A 16952-nucleotide genomic window follows, 5' to 3' on the forward strand; every position below is an offset into this window, starting at 1 on the left:
CACTAACCTTCGACGCCGAGGCGCGGCCAGGCTCAGCCGTCCTCTGGAATCGACCTCGCCGGGCGGTTAGTGAGTGGCTGGCGTCCGCTTTAGGCGGCGTGGCCGCCGTCGATGGTTAGTTCGGTGCCGGTGATGTACGCGGCGTTCGGGCCGGCCAGGTAGGTGATGGCGGCCGCTACCTCGGCGGGAGTGCCGAAGCGGTCGAGGGCCAGGTGGTCGATCTGCGGGTCGGCGTAGGGGCCGTCGGCGGGGTTCATGTCGGTGTCGATCGGGCCGGGCTGGACGACGTTCGAGGTGATGTGCCGGTCGCCGAGCTCGCGCGCGAGGCCCTTGCTGAGGCCGACGAGGGCGGCCTTGGTCATGGCGTACAGCGTCATGCCGGGCCCGGTCACCCGAGCGGCCGCGCAGCTGCCGAGGTGGATCAGGCGACCGCCGTCGGAGAGCAGAGGTGCTGCCGCCTGGCTGGCGGCGTACACGGCGCGGACGTTGACGGCAAGCGCCCGGTCGACATCGGCGAGCGTGAACCCACCGATCGGGCCGATCGCGCCGACCCCTGCGTTGTTGACGAGGATGTCGAGTCCGCCAAGAGATCCATGAGCCTCCCGTACGGCGTTCGCGACGGCGGCTGCCTCGGCCTTGATGGCGAAGCCGCGCCGGCCGAGCCGCTCGACCTCCTTCAGTACGGCGGTCGCCGCGTCCGGGGAACTGTTGTAGGTGAAGGCGACATCGGCGCCGGCCTCGGCGAGGGCGATCACGGTCGCCGCACCGATCCCGCGGCTGCCGCCGGTGACGAGAGCGAACTTGTTCAGCAATGCGTTCATGGGTTCTACTTCAGGCGATCGGCCGCTTGCGTTCCGGCGGGAATACGACGCCAGGAACCCACGTCGCATTCTCGCCACACCTCGATGTCGTAAAACCGCTAGAGACTGTCGGTGGCAGCGGGGATGCTGGACCTGTGTATGAATGCAGGGAGCGGTGCGTGCGGGCGGTGCAGTCGAAGGACGCACGGTTCGACGGGTGGTTCTTCACGGCGGTGCTGACGACGCGGATCTACTGCCGGCCGAGTTGTCCGGTGGTGCCGCCCAAGGTCAAGAACATGGAGTTCTATCCGAGTGCCGCGGCCGCCCAGCAGGCTGGATTTCGTGCCTGCAAGCGATGCCGGCCGGACGCGAGTCCAGGGTCACCGGAGTGGAACGTCCGGGCCGACCTTGTCGCCAGGGCGATGCGGCTGATCGCCGATGGGGTTGTCGACCGCGACGGCGTACCGGGGTTGGCGACGCAGCTCGGCTACAGCGTGCGGCAGGTGCAGCGGCAGTTGCTGGCCGAGTTGGGTGCTGGACCGCTCGCGCTCGCGCGGGCGCAGCGTGCTCAGACCGCGCGGTTGCTCATCGAGACCAGCGACCTGCAGATGGCTGACGTGGCCTTCGCCGCGGGCTTCTCGAGTGTGCGGACCTTCAACGAGACCGTGCAAGAGGTCTTCGCGCTGTCTCCAACAGAGCTTCGAGGAAGACGCGGTACGGCGGCCGTCGCGCCCGGCACGATCTCGCTCCGACTCCCGTTCCGCGCACCCCTCAACCCCGACAACCTCTTCGGTCATCTGATCGCGACCGGCGTACCGGGGGTGGAGGAGTGGCGCGACGGGTACTACCGCCGCACGCTGCGGCTGCCGCACGGTCATGGGGTGGTGGCGCTCAAGCCGATGCCGGATCACATCGCGTGCCAACTGGCGTTGACCGACCAGCGGGATCTCGCGATCGCGATCAGCCGGTGCCGCCGGATGCTCGATCTGGATGCCGATCCGGAGGCGGTCGACGAGTTGCTCAGCACCGACCCCGTCCTCGCTCCGTTGGTGGCCAAGGCGCCGGGTCGCCGGGTCCCTCATACGGTCGACGGCGAGGAGTTCGCCGTACGGGCGGTGCTTGGACAGCAGGTGTCGACGGCGGCTGCTCGGACGCATGCGCATCGCCTGGTTCTTCAACATGGTGAGCCGATCGAGGATCCGGCTGGCGGACTCACGCATCTGTTCCCGACGATGGAGGCGTTGGCCGGGCTGGATCCGGAGACGCTGGCCTTTCCGAAGTCCCGCCGTACGACGCTCACGACGCTGATCGCGACGCTCGCCGCGGGCGAGATCGACCTCGGCGCCGGCGCCGACTGGGATCACGCGCGCGAACAGCTGGCCGCGCTGCCGGGGATCGGCCCGTGGACGGTGGAGTCGATCGCGATGCGGGCGTTGGGTGATCCGGATGCGTTCGTGGCCAGCGACCTCGGCATCCGGTACGCCGCTCGCGACCTAGAGTTGCCTGAGGCCCCTAAACCGCTGACTGAACACGCTCGCGCGTGGCGGCCCTGGCGGGCGTACGCCGTCCAGTATCTGTGGGCGACCGGTGACCACGCCATCAACAAGATTCCGCAGGAACAGGAGTGAGCATGTCCGACCTGACCACCGACCGTCTGCTGCTGCGGCAGTGGCGCGACTCCGACCGGGAGCCGTTCGCCGCGCTGAACGCAGACCCGGAGGTGATGAGGTACTTCCCGAGTGTCCGGCCTCGCGACGAGAGCGACGCGTTGATCGACCGCGAGACCGCGTTGATCGCAGACCGCGGCTGGGGCCTGTGGGCGGTCGAGGTACGGGAGACGGGTGAGTTCATCGGCTTCACCGGCCTGGCGGTGCCGACCTTCGAGGCGGAGTTCCTGCCCGGCGTCGAGATCGGCTGGCGCTTGGCAAAAGGTGCCTGGGGCAATGGTTATGCGACCGAGGCGGCCCGCGCCGTACTCGATGTCGGCTTCGGCCCGGCCGGCCTGAGCGAGATCATCTCGTTCACCACTGCGACCAACGTCCCGTCCCAGCGCGTGATGCAGCGCATCGGGATGGTGCACTCCGCCGACTTCGAGCACCCGCGGCTGCCCGACGGTCACCCGCTGCGGCCGCACGTCCTCTACCGGATCAGCCGATGACCTACGCCATGATGGACAGCCCGGTCGGCCCACTCACTCTGGTCTCGACCGAAGCCGGTGAATTGGCCGGCCTCTACATGGAGCAGCGCCGTCATCAACCACCCGTCGAAACCTTCGGCAACCGCGATGACAACGCGCTCCCGGCGGTCGTCGAGCAGCTGACCGAGTACTTCGAGCACGGCCGCACCACCTTCGACGTACCGCTGCACCTCGCCGGAACCCCTTTCCAGCAACGCGTCTGGACAGCACTCAAAGCCATCCCGTACGGCGAGATCACGACGTACGGCGAAATCGCCCGCGAACTCGGTCTTGTCCCGGGTGCCTCCCGCGCCGTCGGTCTCGCGAACGGGAAGAACCCGGTCAGCATCATCGTCCCCTGCCACCGCGTCGTCGGTTCCACCGGCAGCCTCACCGGTTACGGCGGCGGCCTGCACCGCAAACAAGCCCTGCTGGACCACGAACGCGGCGACGCCCTGTTCTAGCCCCGTTGCGTCCGAAGGGCCGCAGGGCGCCGTCGGCGTTTTTTCGGACGCAAGCGATCTAACCCCGGTTGCGTCCGAAGAGGCGGAGGGTGTGGTCGGCGTGTTTTCGGACGTTAGGTGGTGGTGTTGGCGGTGTCTTCGAGGTGTTCTAGGGCTGGGGCTTCGGCGGGTGGGGGCTTGCGTTTGGTGAGGCGCTTGGCGATGGGCTCGGTGTAGCGGGCGGCCAGCGGGCCGAGGATGACCAGGATGAGCACGTACGCCGTTGCCAGCGGGCCCAGGCGGGGTTCGACGCCGACGGCCAGTCCGGCGATGACGATGGAGAACTCGCCGCGGGCGACCAGGGTTCCGCCGGCACGCCAGCGACCGGCCGGCTTCACACCCGCTCGGCGAGCGGCGTACCAGCCGGTTGCGATCTTGGTCAGAGCGGTCAGGACGGCGAGGCCCAACGCGATGGCGAAGACTGGTGGGATCGCGGCCGGGTCGGTGCTCAGGCCGAAGAAGACGAAGAACACGGCAGCGAACAGATCGCGGAGCGGGCTGAGCAGGTTGCGGGCGCCGTGCGCGACCTCACCTGACAGGGCGATGCCGACCAGGAACGCGCCGACCGCCGCCGAGACCTGCAGTTGCGCCGCGATGCCCGCGACCAACAGCGTCAGGCCGAGTACGACGAGCAGCAGCATCTCGGGGTTGTCCGAGGAGACCGCGCGACTGATCACCCGCCCGTACCGCAGCGCGAGGAAGAGCACGATGCTGACCGTGCCCAGCGAGATGAGCAGCGTGATGCTGCCGCCGGCCAGTCCGACGCCGGCGAGCAGGGCGGTGAGGATCGGCAGATAGACGGCCATCGAGAGGTCTTCGAGGACGAGAATCCCCAGCACCACAGGCGTTTCGCGGTTACCCAGCCGGCCGAGATCGCCGACCACCTTCGCGATCACGCCGGACGACGAGATCCACGTGACACCGGCCAGCGCGACCGCGGCGACCGGGCCCCAACCCAGCAGCAGCGCGACCGCCGCACCGGGCAATGCGTTCAGCAGGAAGTCGACCACGCCCGACAGGTACTGCGTCTTCAACGTGGTGACCAGGTCCGAGGCCGTGTACTCCAGCCCGAGCAAGAGCAGCAGCAGGATGACACCGATCTCGGCGCCGGTGGCAACGAACTCTTCACTGGCTGCCAACGGCAACAATCCGCCGTGCCCGAAGGCCAATCCAGCCAACAGATACAGCGGAATCGGTGAGAACCCGAACCGGCTCGCGATCCGGCCAAGGATGCCCAGGGCAAGAATGACCGCACCGAGCTCGATCAACAGCATGGTGATGTCTTCGTGCATCTATCTCACCCTCCCGCGATCAGATCGGCCACAGCGTCCACGCCTTCACGAGTGCCCACGACAACGAGCTTGTCGCCGGTCGCGAACCGGAAGTCCGGTGTCGGCGACGGAGTCGCACCGGTACGGCGCAGGACCGCGACGATCGACGCGCCGGTCCGGCTGCGCGCCTGGGTGTCGCCGAGAGTGCGGCCCGAGTACGGCGACTTGGCCGTGACCGGGATGTGTTCGGTGACCAGGTCGATCTCGATCTCGTTCCGGACCGGGTCGAGCTGGTCGGGGATCAGCAGGTTCGCCAGCGCTATCGCCTCGCCGGGATCGAGCGGCACGGTGTTCGTGCAGGCGTCGTCGTCCTCGGGATCGTGGAACCCGAGGAATCGGCGGCCGTCGTTGCGCACCACGATCGACACGTGTTTACCGCCGCTGGTGACCAGGTCGTACCGGATGCCGATCCCGGGCAACGTCGTCTTGGTCGGGTGGGCCTGCTGGTCCATGATCTTCCCTATCCAAATAGATGGCGTCTGCAACTATTATCGCAGGTCCTGACAAGCCTGGGGGCGCTGCCGACTGTGACCTGTGCTGCAACCAGGTGCACTGCACCTCGTTGCATAGGTATGGTCGGTTCATGGCGCTGGAGCATGCGATCCTCGTGTCGCTGACCGAGCGGACCGGCTCGGGGTACGAGCTGGCCCGGCGGTTCGACCGGTCCATCGGCTATTTCTGGCCGGCCACCCACCAGCAGATCTACCGGGTGCTGCGCCGGATGGACGAGGCCGGCTGGGTCACACATACCGACGTCGCCCAGGAAGTCCGCCCGGACAAGAAGGTCTACCGGATCTCCGAGGGTGGCCGCGCCGAGCTGAGCCGCTGGATCGCCGAGCCCGGTGATGTCGCGATCCTGCGGGACGCCCTCGGGGTCAAGCTCCGGGCGGCCTCGATCGGCGGGGTCGACGCCGTCCTGCGGGAGGTCGCGCGGCACCGGGCCGAGCACGCCACCCGTCTCGAGGTCTACCGCGGGATCGAGACGAAGGACTTTCCCAAGCCGGCCAAGCTGCACGGCCGCGAACTGCACCAGTACCTCGTCCTCCGCGGCGGCATCCGCGCCGAGGAGTCCTTCGTGGCCTGGTGTGACGAAGTCACCGAAGCCCTCCAGGAGGACCGGCCATGAGTACGTCGTACCCGAACCTGCTGGAGCCGCTCGATCTCGGTCATGTGGTGCTGCCGAACCGGGTGATCATGGGCTCGATGCACACCGGCCTCGAGGACCGGTTGAGCGATCTGCCCAAGCTCGCGGCGTACTTCGCCGAGCGGGCGCGCGGCGGCGTCGGCCTGATGGTGACCGGCGGCTACGCGCCGAACCGGGCCGGCTGGCTGACGCCGTTCGGCTCGATCCTCAACTCGCGACGCCAGGCGCGCAAGCATCGCGTGCTCACCGACGCCGTGCACAACGAGGGCGGCAAGATTGCGCTGCAGATCCTGCACGCCGGCCGCTATTCGTACCAGCCGTTCAGCGTCTCCGCCTCTGCGCTCAAGGCGCCGATCAACCCGTTCAAGCCGCGCGCGCTGACCGATCGCGGTGTCCGCAAGCAGATCACGGCGTACGTCGACTGTGCCGCGCTGGCGCAGGAGGCCGGGTACGACGGGGTCGAGATCATGGGCTCGGAGGGGTACTTCATCAACCAGTTCCTCGCCGAGCGCACCAACAAGCGCACCGACCGGTGGGGCGGCAGCCCGGAGAACCGCCGCCGGATCGCCGTCGAGATCGTCCGCCGGACCCGCGAACGGGTCGGGCCGAACTTCATCATCATCTACCGGCTCTCGATGGCCGACCTGGTCGAGGGCGGTCAGACCTGGGACGAGGTCGTTGCTCTCGGCAAGGAGATCGAAGCCGCCGGCGCCTCGATCATCAACACCGGGATCGGCTGGCACGAAGCGCGGGTGCCGACCATCGTCACCTCGGTACCGCGGGCCGCGTTCACCAGCGTGACGGCCGCTTTCAAGCCGCATGTGAACATCCCCGTCGTCACGTCGAACCGGATCAACCTGCCGCAGGTCGCCGAAGAGGTGCTGGCTCGCGGTGACGCCGACCTGATCAGCATGGCCCGCCCGTTCCTGGCCGATCCGGATTGGGTGCGCAAGGCAACGGCTGATCGGGCCGACGAGATCAACGTCTGCATCGCCTGCAACCAGGCCTGCCTGGATCACGTCTTCGCCAAGAAGAAGGCGAGCTGCATGGTCAATCCGCGCGCGGCCCGTGAGACCGAGCTTCAGTTGCTGCCGACCCGCAAGGTCAAGCACCTTGCCGTTGTCGGTGCCGGTCCGGCCGGCCTGGCCGCCGCGGTCACCGCGGCCGAGCGCGGTCATCGCGTCGAGCTGTTCGAGGCGGACCAGGAGCTCGGCGGCCAGTTCGGGATCGCCCGCCGGATCCCGGGCAAGGAGGAGTTCGCCGAGACGATCCGGTACTACCAGCGGCGCCTCGAGATCACCGGTGTCAAGGTGCACCTCGGTCGCCGCGCGAGCGCTGAGGACCTGGCCGGCTTCGACGAGGTCATCCTCGCGACCGGCGTCGTCCCGCGCGTCCCGGCGATCCCCGGCATCGACCACCCCAAGGTCCTCTCGTACGTCGAGGTAGTCCGCGAGGGGAAGCCGGTCGGTGGCTCCGTCGCGGTGATTGGCGCGGGCGGGATCGGCGTGGACGTCAGCGAGTTCCTCACCACCACCGAGTCGCCCACCCTCGATCTCGAAGCCTGGAAGGCCGAATGGGGTGTCGCCGATCCGACGGTCACGGCCGGAGCGCTCGGCGTACCGCATCCCGAAGCCTCGCCGCGACAGGTCTACCTCCTGCAGCGCAAGCCCGGCCGCATCGGCGCAGGCCTCGGCAAAACCACCGGCTGGGTGCACCGCGCCGCCCTGAAGAACAAGAAGGTCGAGCAGCTCCGCGGCGTCAACTACGAACGCATCGACGACGAAGGCCTCCACCTCACGTTCGGCCCGAAGCGCGAGAAGCCCCGCGTCCTCGCCGTCGACACCATCGTCATCTGCGCCGGTCAAGAGTCGGTCCGCGACCTGGCCGCCGTACTGGCTGACTCCGGTCGTCCCGTCCACGTCATCGGTGGCGCCGACGTAGCCGTCGAACTCGACGCCAAACGCGCCATCGACCAAGCCACCCGCCTGGCCCTCACCCTCTAGAGGGGCGGGTGGTGCACCTAGTGCACCTGGGTGGGGTGCGCTAGTGCGCGATGGCGGGCGTGCAGTGGGGTAGTGCAGTGTGTACGGCGTACACGCACTGGGCTACGAGGGGTGGTTGTGATGGGTAAGACGGTGTTGATCAGTGGTGGCGGGATCGCCGGGCCGGCGCTGGCGTTCTGGTTGCGGCGGGCCGGGTTCGAGCCGACCGTGGTCGAGCTTGCGACAGGACCGCGGCCGGGTGGGCAGACGGTGGATCTGCGGGGGGTGTCGCGCACAGTCGCCGAGCGGATGGGGCTGCTGGCTGCGATCAAGGAGCGGCAGTTGCACGAGCTCGGGATGGAGTACGTCCGGGCCGACGGGAGCCGGGCCGCCGCGATGCCGGTCGAGATGCTCGACGGCACCGGGCCGGTGGCCGAGATCGAGATCCTCCGCGGTGATCTCGCCGGGATCCTCGCCGACGCGACCAGCGAGGTCGAATACCTGTACGGCGACTCGATCGCTCAGCTCGACCAGGACGCGACCGGCGTGGATGTCACCTTCGCGAGTGGTACCCGCCGGCGGTTCGACCTCGTCGTCGGTGCGGACGGCGTGCACTCCCGGGTACGGCGGCTGGCGTTCGGACCGCATGATCGTTTCGTGCAGCACCTCGGCGGCTACACGTCGTACTTCACGGTCGAGGCGCCCGAGGACCTCAAGCACTGGATGAAGATCTACACCGCCCCCGGTGGTCGGTGGGTCGCGCTGCGTCCCGATCACGACCCGCGGTTCGCCAAGGCCCTGCTGAGCTTTCGGTCGCCGGTCATCACCTACGACTACCGCGACGTCCAAGCGCAGAAGGCGCTGCTGCGGGAGCGGTTCAGCGGTCTCGGCTGGCACACGCAGCCCCTCCTCGCCGGGCTGACCACCGCGGACGACTTCTACTTCGACAGCCTCAGCCGCGTCGCCGTACCGGAGTGGTCGCAGGGCCGGGTCGCGTTGGTCGGTGACGCCGGATACTGCGGCTCACCGATGGCCGGCCACGGTACGGCGCTCGCCCTCGTCGGCGCGTATGTCCTGGCCGGTGAACTCGCGACGGACGGCGATCACGCGCGCGCCTTCGCGGCGTATCAGCGTCGGCTGCAAGCGTACGTCGATCAGCGGATGGAACTGGCGCCCGGTGGGATCAAGATGGCGATGCCGATGACCACGGCCGGCATCCGGTACCGCGACTTGATGATGCGGGTGATCACGTCGAAGCCCTTCCTCGGACTCTTGAAGGCGAAGCCGGACGTGCTGGAGCTGCCCGACTACTCAGCGGGCCGACCACTCCGGGTTGCGGCCGAGCAGGCCGAGTAGCTGCTCGAACTCCGACGCCGTACCCGAGACTTTGAGGCTGCGCTCGAAGGCGGCGCCGGGGCCGCGGGCCGAGTCGGTGTCGGGGATCCGGCGGGCGAGGTCGAGGGCGGCCTCGACCAGGTCGCAGGGTGGGGAGTACGGCAGGCCGATGGCGCGGGACAGGTCCCAGGCGTGCACCACGCAGTCCAGGTGATGGAAGGTCAGCGCGATCCGGCGCGGGAACGACCCGTACTCGCGGACCTCCATCAGCCGGTCCAGTGCGCCGCCGTCGGCGAAGGCGTCGGCCACTGCAACGTTCGACCGTCGGTACGCGCCGGCGGGGTTGTCGCCGAGGCGGCCGCCGGTCCAGGTCTGTACCGGGGCCGAACCGTTGAGGGCCGCGGCCGCGAAACCCTCGTTCTCGCTGACGATGTGCCGGAGCAGACCCCGCACAGTCCAGTCGGGGCAGGGCGTCGGCAGGCTCAGATGCTCCGGCCGGACCTGCATGACCACTTCACCCAGTACCGCGCCGGCCCGCCGATCCAGATCCCGGACGTCCATCCGCGTTCCCTCCCTCAGCAAAGCCCGCCCTGGCCGAGCATAGGCCGCAGTACGCCGTTTAGGCATCGACTTGGCCAGACCACAAGGGACAACCCGCATCAGGCACACTGGTGATCGACTAGGGGAGCTGATGGACGAGCCGCCGTACCTGGTGATCGCCGCCGAGCTGCGGCGACGGATCGAGACCGGGGAGTTGCAGCCTGGTGACCGGGTGCCGTCGACCCGGTCGCTGGTGCGGGACTTCGGTGTCGCGATGGCGACCGCCACCAAGGCGCTGCGCGCGCTCCAGCAGGAGCAGCTCGTCCATGCGAGCCCTGGCGTCGGCACGGTCGTCGGCCCACAGCCGAAGGCCCGCCCGGTACGACGTCCGCCGCGCGCCCGCGGAAGCGTGGAGCACGGGCCGGTCGAGGGTGAACCGCTGGCTCTCGACCGCGGTCAGGTGGTGCGGATGGCGCTCGCGATCGCCGACGCGGAGGGGCTGGCTGCCGTCTCGATGCGGCGGATCGCAGCCGAGCTCGGCGTCTCCACGATGGCCCTCTACCGCCATGTCGGCGGCAAGGACACGCTCGTTCACCAGATGATCGACGCCGCCTTCGCTGAGTTCCCGCTCCCAGCCCTGTCCGGCGATTGGCGCGCTCGGGTGACCGCGATCGCGCGGACCCAGTGGGCGGCGTACAAGCAGCACCTGTGGCTGGCCGGTGCCGTGACGGTGGGGCGGCCGCAGATGCTGCCGAGCATGCTGCCGCACACCGACGCGTTGCTGGCCGCCTTCAAGCCGCTCGGCAAAGCCCCGTCCATGTACGCCGTCATCACCCTGTTCGGCTACGTCCGGGGGCTCGGACAGGCCATGGAGGTCGAGGTGCAGGCCGAGCAGGACACCGGCCTGACCGGAGACGACTGGGTCGCGCAGCAGGGCAGCGAGCAGTTGGCCGCGATCATCGCGGCCCAGAATCTGACCGCGTTCCGCGACCTGTTCGCCGGCGGCTTCGACCTCGACTACGACCTTGACCAGCTGTTCGCGTTCGGCCTCGAGCTGATGCTGGACGGACTGGCCGTCAGGCTGTCGCGGCCTTCGCCGCAGCCTTCGCTTCCTTCTTGAAGGCGCGCACCTCACCGAGCGACTTGGCGTCCACGACGTCAGCGATCGACCGGCGCGAGCCACGGTCGCCGTACGAGCCGGCCGCGTCGCGCCAGCCCTTCGGCTCGACCCCACGCTGCTTGCCGAGCATGGCGAGGAAGATCTTCGCCTTCTGCTCACCGAACCCCGGCAACGCCTTCAGCCGCTTCAGCACCTCGGCACCGTCCGGCTTCGGGCGCCCAGCGGTCCACAGGTTCTCGGTCTTGCCGTCGTAGTTCTCGATGATGTGCTGCGCCAGCGCGTGCACGCGACGCCCCATCGATCCGCCGTACCGATGGATGGCCGGCGGCGTCACACACAGCTCGACGAAGGTCTCCACCTCCGTGGCGGCGATCTTGTGCAGATCGAACCCGCCCATCCGGTCCGCGATCTTCCGCGGTCCCGCGAACGCGTGCTCCATCGGGTACTGCTGGTCCAGCAGCATCCCGACCAGCAAGGCGAACGGGTCGTCGTTGAGCAGCTTGTCCGCGGCCGGATCCCCGGTCAGGTGCAGTTCGCGCAGCATGAGGTCATCCTGACACGGTCTGGAACCCGGTGGCAGGAATCGGACGGCGTCGCGGCGGGGTTCACGCCTGGAGATAGCGTCAAGACACCGGATACGGACTTATCCAGTTGTCGGCGCCACGCCACGGATGATGTCGTTACCCGGTGTGCCGCCGTACACACGGGGTGCTTCGACGGGGGAGGTGCGGGAATGGGCCGGTTGGTGGTGACCGCGTTCATGAGTATCGACGGCGTGGTTCAGGCGCCGGGGCTGGCCGAGGAGGATCCGGACAACGGGTTCACGTTCGGCGGCTGGACGCAGGCGTACGCCGATCCCGCGGTGACCCGGCTGATCACCCGCTCGGTGCTCGCCGCCGACGCGCTGCTGCTCGGCCGCCGTACCTATGAGATCTTCGCCAGCTTCTGGCCCACCGCGGACCCCGCCGACCCGCGGACCGTCCGGCTGAACGAGCAACCCAAGTACGTCGCCTCGTCCACCTTGACCGATCTGCGCTGGAACAACTCCACCCGCATCGAGGGCAACCTCGCCGAGATCGTCAGCGACCTCAAGACCCGCCATCGCGAGATCAGCCTCTGGGGAAGCACAACCGTCATCTCCCAGCTCCTGCACGCCGACCTCGTCGACGAGTTCGTCCTCCTCGTCTACCCGATCCTGCTCGGCCCCGGCAAACGCCTCTTCGACTCCACCCCACGCCTGAGCCTCCACCTCACCGAATCCACCACCTACACCACCGGCGTAGCCCTCCACACCTACCAACGCGTCCCGACGGTGCCCGGAGAAATGTCGGCGAAGGAGGTCGGGCCGCTACGCTGAGTGGTGACGAGCTCAGCGGAGGTGGCGATGGAGCCGGTGTTCGCACCTGGTGTGCCGGAAGCGGTACGGCGGTTGGTCAAGCACCGGTCGGAGCTGTTCGTTCCTGCGGACGCGCCGCGGCCGAAGCGGCAGACGTGGTGGTCGGTGTCGCCGGCGAACACGTTGGGGCAGTTGCTGGTCTGGCTGACGGTGTGTGTCGGTGGGTGGATCCTCGCGCTGATCATCATGGCGGCGACGTTGCCGACCGACGTCGCGACCTGGAGTTCGGTGGTGCTGGCAGGGCTCGCCGTACTGGCGACCGGCGGTGTGCTGGTGAAGTCGATGGTCGAGGATCGCGGGCACAAGGCGGTCCGGCTGCAGCACGGGTCGTACCTGCTGCCGGTGGACTTCGACGACCCGGCGACGCGGTTGCTGGAGCGGGCTCAGCGGTCGGTGAAAACGGTGCTAGAGGCAACGGTTACCCAGCGCGGGCTGCTCGACGACGTACAGAACGAACTGGTCCTTCCGGAGCAGTTGTGGGACATCGCGCAAGTGCTTCGCGAGCAGACCGTCCTCCGGGCTCGCCAGCGCGACGTCGCGCGGGGGATGGCGACGGCTGAACTCGATACCGTCCTCGGCCCGCAGCGGCGCGCGCTCGCGTTGTCGGTGACGGCGATCGAGCGCAAGGTCGACCTGCTCGAGAACTACGCCCAGCGCGTCCGTTCCGCCGACGCAGCCCTCCGTGCCGAGGCCGCCCTCGCCGACGGCGACCGCTACATCGAACTCCTCGCCCGCACCGAACCAGTCGGCGACACCACCCTGGTCCAAGGCTTCGCCGACGAGGCCAGCGCCCTCCGCGACACCTTCACCCGCTCCATCAACGCCGCCCGCGACGCCGGCCGCACCCTCGCCCTTCCGGAGAGCTAACCGCCGGGCCGGGCAAGGAGTTCCGCCTCGGCCTGGTCGGTCAGGCCGATGTCGAGCGCGGGTTCACCGCGGTCGCGATCCCAGGCGAGTAGGTCGGCGACGGTCTGGCGGAAGGGTGTGACCGGCATACCGGCTGCACGTGCCTTCGACGGGTCCCGGCGGCGGGCGGGCCATACCTCCTCGGGCTCCAGCAGGGGGAAGTGAGCCGGTACGGCGTCCTCCGGGACCTGGACGAGTTCCACCGAGCTGCCCTTGACCTCGGCCGCCGTGGTGATCAACTCGCCGATCGTGGTCTCCGGTCCGATGGCGTTGAAGGCGCCAGACCGCCCATCCGTGATCAGTTGCACGGTGAGACGGGCGAGATCCCGGCTGTCGATGAACTGCAGTGGCTGCTCAGGCGTGGTCGGTAGCGCAACCCGCCCGCCCCGCGCACCCCGCCGTACCCAGTAGAGGGCTGTCACGGACGAGTCACCCGGACCGGTCACCCGGCCCGGACGGACGATCGTTGCGCGATCGCCGTACCGTTCCCAGACGTCGTCCTCGCAGGCGACCTTGCACCGGCCGTAGGTCTCGTTCGTGAGGACGTCGGCGGCGCGCAGCGGTGTCTGACGGGGTGCGTCCTCGGTCGCGCCGGCGGGCAGGGTCCGCACATAGACCGCGTGGCTCGAGACGAACACGTAGCGCCCGACCCGGTCGCCCAACGCGTCCATCGCTTCGTCAACCTGCTTGCTCTGGTACCCGCTCAGGTCGACCACCGCGTCCCACTCACCAGTCGCGAGCCCGGCGTAGTCGCCGGCGTCCCGATCGCCCACCACCTGCACCACCTCGGGCGGCAGTTCGGGCCCACTCACCCCACGACTGAACGACGTCACCTCCGCCCCGTGCGCCAGCGCGTCCACCACGATCGCGCGTCCCACAAACCCATTGCCACCCAAAGTCAGAATCCGCACCCCGCGACGTTAGTCCCGTCGCCGGATCACCGCGACCGATTAGTCAGCTGTGAGCACTAGGCTCGGGGGCATGATGGAGCGGACTGTGGTTGTTGCCGGGGGCACCGGTGGGTTGGGCCGTGCGGTTGTCGCGGGGTTCCTGGCGAGCGGGTGGCGCGTGGTGGTGCCGGGGCGGTCGGAGGAGTCGCTGGAGCGGCTCGGGGCGGACCCGGCGTTGACGCCGATCGTGGCTGATCCGTTCGATCCGGCCGGGGTGGCTGATGTGGTGGCGCTGGCGACGTCGGAGGTCGGTGCGCCGGTGCGCGCGCTGGTGAACCTGGTGGGCGGGTTCGCGTCCGGGGCGCGGGTGCACGAGACGCCGATCGAAGAGTTCGAGGAGCAGTTCCGGGTCAACCTGCGACCGACGTACCTGATCACCCAGGGGCTGCTGCCGCACCTGATCGCCGGCGGCGGTGGAGCAATCGTTTGTACGTCGAGCCGCGCGGCGCAGCGACCGTTCTCGGGAGCCGCCGGGTACATCTCGGCCAAGGCCGCAATCCTCGCCTTCGCCGACGCGTTGCACACCGAGTACGCGAAGGACGGCATCCGGGTGAACACGATCCTGCCCGGGACCATCGACACCGCCGCCAATCGCGCCGCGATGCCGAACGCCGACACCAGCGGCTGGACCGCACCCGAACAGATCGCCGGGGTCGTCCGGGCACTGGTCGAAACCGATGGGTTTTCCGGCGGTCATTACCCCGTTTGACAACCGAATGCCTCTGTAACACGTCTGGAGATGTGGAGTGTGCCGCAGCGATGCACACTGACTGGGGACGGCGACAGGGGAGTCGATGGGGAGACACTCGCACACGGCAGTTACTCGGCCACGCTCGGTACCGAAGGTACTGGGCCTGACCCTGCTGGGTGCGTTGCTGCCCGGAATCGGACTGATCGTCGGCGGGCGCCGCAAGGTCGGTGCGTTCGTCCTCACCATCACCCTCGGGCTGGTCGGTCTCGGCCTGTACGTCGGTCTGACCCGGCGCGACGAGGTCCTGGCCGCGGCCGTGGACCCGAGCCGGCTGCTGGTCACCTCGGTCACGATCGCGGCCCTCGCGCTGCTCTGGATCATCGTGATCGTCGCCTCGCACCGTTCGTTGCGTCCGGCAACAGGTCGGGCCGGTGGGCGGGCGATCGGCGCGACCTTCGTCGGCATCCTCTGCTTCGCGATCGCGGCGCCCACGGCGTTCGCCGTACAGACTGTGCTGGCGCAGCGGACGCTGGTGCAGGACGTGTTCGTCGCCCAGGGCGAGAGCAAGAGCGCGACCCGGCCGAAGACGGTCAACGTCAAGGACCCGTGGGAGAACAAGCCGCGGCTGAACCTGCTGCTGCTCGGCGGTGACGACGCCCCGGGCCGGCCGGGCATCCGGACCGACACCGTGATCGTGGCGAGTATCGACACGAAGACCGGGAACACGTCGCTGATCTCGATGCCGCGGCAGCTCACGTTCATGCCGTTCCCGAAGGACTCGCCGCTGTACAAGAAGTACCCGAACGGGTTCGGTCAGGAAGGGCTCAGCCTCGAAGGCCGGCTGGAGTGGATGCTGACCGCGATGTACCAGAACATCCCGGACAAGTACCCCGGCATTCTCGGTCCGTCCGACAACGAGGGCGCCGACGTCCTCAAGCAGTCCGTGGGTGAGGCGACCGGGCTGAAGCTCGACTACTACCTGCAGGTGAGCCTGACCGGATTCCCCGAGCTGGTGAACGCGCTCGGCGGGATCACCGTCAACGTCAACGAGCGGGTGGCGATGGGCGGGGTCAGCAGCGCGCACATCCCGCCGAAGGAGTGGATCGAGCCCGGTCCGAAGCAGCACCTCGACGGACGGCACGCGCTCTGGTTCGCCCGCGGCCGGTACAGCGCCGACGACGACCAGCGGCAGATCCGCCAGCGCTGCACGATCAACGCGATGGTCGCGGCCGGCGACCCGGCCACCCTGATCACCAAGTACAAGGCGATCGCCAAGGCCGGACAGCACCTGCTGCGCACCGACATCCCGCAGGAGCTCCTGCCGGCCCTCGTGCAGCTCGCGGTGAAGGTCAAGGCGGGCACGGTCTCGAACATCAACCTGGATGTCTCGAAGCTGAAGATGAAGTACCTGCACCCGGACTACGACGGGATGCGCGAGGCGATCGAGAAGGCGCTCGAGCAGCCGGCGCCACCGGCCACCCCGCCGAGCAAGACCCCGCCGAAGACCCCCAAGACGCCGTCCGGCGGTACCAAGACCACCCCGCCGCCGACCCAGAACCTGGCCGACGCCTGCGCCTACCACCCCGACGGTGATCAGCCGAGCTGAATTCTTTCCGCACCGAGTGTCGATCCGCTCTCCCGCCGTACGACGTGAGAGTAAGAGACCGACACTCATGGATAGGGGTGAGTCGTGCGCTACATGATCATCAACAAAGCCGACGCGGACAGTGAAGCCGGTCAGTTCCCGGCCCCGTCGGTGGTCGAGGGCGTTGGCCAACTCGTCGACGACCTCTCCAAGGCCGGCGTGCTGCTGTTCGCCGAGGGCGTCCACCGCAGCGCGCTCGGTGCCCGCGTAAAGGTCGAGGCAGGCCGCCGTACCGTCACCGACGGTCCCTTCGCCGAGACCAAGGAGCTGATCGGCGGCGTCATCGTCGTCGACGTCCGCTCCCGCGACGAGGCCCTCGAATGGGCCGCCCGCCTCGCCGAAGCCCTCGGCAACGAGGTCGAGCTCCGCCGCGTCGTCGAGGAAGCCGACTTCGCCCCCGGCGGCGAGTACCACCCCGCCTGACCGACCGCTC

18 protein-coding genes are annotated in these 16952 nt (G+C 68.7%); 12 read left to right on the forward strand and 6 right to left on the reverse strand.

What is annotated here, in order from left to right:
• Window positions 1-89 precede the first annotated feature (89 nt).
• A complete protein-coding gene (locus tag ACIA49_RS11525; protein WP_396377033.1) occupies window positions 90-821 on the reverse strand; it encodes an SDR family NAD(P)-dependent oxidoreductase in 732 nt (243 codons plus the stop codon).
• 158 nt (window positions 822-979) lie between these two features.
• Here ACIA49_RS11525 and ACIA49_RS11530 point away from each other — a divergent pair, with 158 nt between their 5' ends.
• The 3 genes from ACIA49_RS11530 to ACIA49_RS11540 are packed head-to-tail and all read left to right on the forward strand — an operon-like array spanning window position 980 to window position 3440.
• Window positions 980-2428: an AlkA N-terminal domain-containing protein gene (locus tag ACIA49_RS11530; protein WP_396377034.1), complete on the forward strand. Its 1449-nt coding sequence runs from the start codon at window positions 980-982 to the stop codon at window positions 2426-2428.
• A 2-nt stretch (window positions 2429-2430) separates the two neighbouring features.
• Entirely contained in the window at window positions 2431-2958 is a 528-nt protein-coding gene (locus ACIA49_RS11535) for a GNAT family N-acetyltransferase (protein ID WP_396377035.1), read from the forward strand.
• The gene (locus ACIA49_RS11540) at window positions 2955-3440 is read left to right on the forward strand and encodes a methylated-DNA--[protein]-cysteine S-methyltransferase (protein ID WP_396377036.1); all 486 of its coding nucleotides are present in this window, start codon (window positions 2955-2957) and stop codon (window positions 3438-3440) included. Before ACIA49_RS11535 ends, ACIA49_RS11540 begins: the two co-directional genes overlap by 4 nt.
• A gap of 113 nt (window positions 3441-3553) precedes the next feature.
• Here the strand turns inward: ACIA49_RS11540 and ACIA49_RS11545 are convergent, their stop codons facing one another.
• Both ACIA49_RS11545 and ACIA49_RS11550 read right to left on the reverse strand, forming a co-directional pair.
• On the reverse strand, window positions 3554-4771 hold the full coding sequence (locus ACIA49_RS11545; protein ID WP_396377037.1) for a cation:proton antiporter: 1218 nt from the start codon (window positions 4769-4771) through the stop codon (window positions 3554-3556).
• A 5-nt stretch (window positions 4772-4776) separates the two neighbouring features.
• Window positions 4777-5262 (reverse strand): cation:proton antiporter regulatory subunit, encoded by a 486-nt coding sequence (locus ACIA49_RS11550; protein ID WP_396377038.1) that lies wholly within the window; start codon window positions 5260-5262, stop codon window positions 4777-4779.
• A 131-nt stretch (window positions 5263-5393) separates the two neighbouring features.
• Here ACIA49_RS11550 and ACIA49_RS11555 point away from each other — a divergent pair, with 131 nt between their 5' ends.
• The 3 genes from ACIA49_RS11555 (at window position 5394) to ACIA49_RS11565 (ending at window position 9292) form a co-directional block, all read left to right on the forward strand.
• Window positions 5394-5936, forward strand: coding sequence for a PadR family transcriptional regulator (locus tag ACIA49_RS11555; protein WP_396377039.1), 543 nt, complete (start codon window positions 5394-5396; stop codon window positions 5934-5936).
• Window positions 5933-7957 carry an FAD-dependent oxidoreductase gene (locus ACIA49_RS11560; RefSeq protein ID WP_396377040.1) on the forward strand — a complete coding sequence of 675 codons (2025 nt, stop codon included), beginning with the start codon at window positions 5933-5935 and terminating at the stop codon, window positions 7955-7957. Before ACIA49_RS11555 ends, ACIA49_RS11560 begins: the two co-directional genes overlap by 4 nt.
• A 120-nt stretch (window positions 7958-8077) precedes the next feature.
• Window positions 8078-9292, forward strand: a complete 1215-nt coding sequence (locus ACIA49_RS11565) for an FAD-dependent monooxygenase (protein WP_396377041.1) — start codon at window positions 8078-8080, stop codon at window positions 9290-9292.
• Here ACIA49_RS11565 and ACIA49_RS11570 read toward each other — a convergent pair.
• Window positions 9248-9832, reverse strand: coding sequence for a TIGR03086 family metal-binding protein (locus ACIA49_RS11570; protein ID WP_396377042.1), 585 nt, complete (start codon window positions 9830-9832; stop codon window positions 9248-9250). The two genes, ACIA49_RS11565 and ACIA49_RS11570, sit on opposite strands and share 45 nt — an antisense overlap.
• Window positions 9833-9962: 130 nt before the next feature.
• Here ACIA49_RS11570 and ACIA49_RS11575 point away from each other — a divergent pair, with 130 nt between their 5' ends.
• Window positions 9963-10931 carry a GntR family transcriptional regulator gene (locus ACIA49_RS11575; RefSeq protein WP_396377043.1) on the forward strand — a complete coding sequence of 323 codons (969 nt, stop codon included), beginning with the start codon at window positions 9963-9965 and terminating at the stop codon, window positions 10929-10931.
• On the opposite strand, the gene ACIA49_RS11580 is transcribed toward ACIA49_RS11575, so the two are convergent.
• Complete coding sequence (locus tag ACIA49_RS11580) at window positions 10888-11475, reverse strand: HhH-GPD-type base excision DNA repair protein (RefSeq protein ID WP_396377044.1); 588 nt, start codon at window positions 11473-11475, stop codon at window positions 10888-10890. The genes ACIA49_RS11575 and ACIA49_RS11580 overlap by 44 nt on opposite strands.
• Window positions 11476-11664: 189 nt before the next feature.
• Between ACIA49_RS11580 and ACIA49_RS11585 the strand changes: the two genes are divergently transcribed.
• Together ACIA49_RS11585 and ACIA49_RS11590 are read left to right on the forward strand one after the other, a co-directional pair.
• Window positions 11665-12288 carry a dihydrofolate reductase family protein gene (locus ACIA49_RS11585; RefSeq protein WP_396377045.1) on the forward strand — a complete coding sequence of 208 codons (624 nt, stop codon included), beginning with the start codon at window positions 11665-11667 and terminating at the stop codon, window positions 12286-12288.
• A 3-nt stretch (window positions 12289-12291) separates the two neighbouring features.
• Complete coding sequence (locus ACIA49_RS11590) at window positions 12292-13194, forward strand: hypothetical protein (protein ID WP_396377046.1); 903 nt, start codon at window positions 12292-12294, stop codon at window positions 13192-13194.
• Here ACIA49_RS11590 and ACIA49_RS11595 read toward each other — a convergent pair.
• Complete coding sequence (locus tag ACIA49_RS11595; RefSeq protein ID WP_396377047.1) at window positions 13191-14144, reverse strand: NAD-dependent epimerase/dehydratase family protein; 954 nt, start codon at window positions 14142-14144, stop codon at window positions 13191-13193. The two genes, ACIA49_RS11590 and ACIA49_RS11595, sit on opposite strands and share 4 nt — an antisense overlap.
• 70 nt (window positions 14145-14214) lie before the next feature.
• Between ACIA49_RS11595 and ACIA49_RS11600 the strand changes: the two genes are divergently transcribed.
• The 3 genes from ACIA49_RS11600 (at window position 14215) to ACIA49_RS11610 (ending at window position 16942) form a co-directional block, all read left to right on the forward strand.
• Complete coding sequence (locus ACIA49_RS11600; protein WP_396377048.1) at window positions 14215-14892, forward strand: SDR family NAD(P)-dependent oxidoreductase; 678 nt, start codon at window positions 14215-14217, stop codon at window positions 14890-14892.
• A gap of 85 nt (window positions 14893-14977) precedes the next feature.
• Window positions 14978-16480: an LCP family protein gene (locus ACIA49_RS11605; protein WP_396377049.1), complete on the forward strand. Its 1503-nt coding sequence runs from the start codon at window positions 14978-14980 to the stop codon at window positions 16478-16480.
• 93 nt (window positions 16481-16573) lie between these two features.
• Window positions 16574-16942: a YciI family protein gene (locus ACIA49_RS11610; RefSeq protein ID WP_396377050.1), complete on the forward strand. Its 369-nt coding sequence runs from the start codon at window positions 16574-16576 to the stop codon at window positions 16940-16942.
• Window positions 16943-16952: the final 10 nt, after the last annotated feature.

It is taken from the genome of Kribbella sp. NPDC051587, from assembly GCF_044453945.1.
Taxonomy (GTDB): Bacteria; Actinomycetota; Actinomycetes; order Propionibacteriales; family Kribbellaceae; genus Kribbella.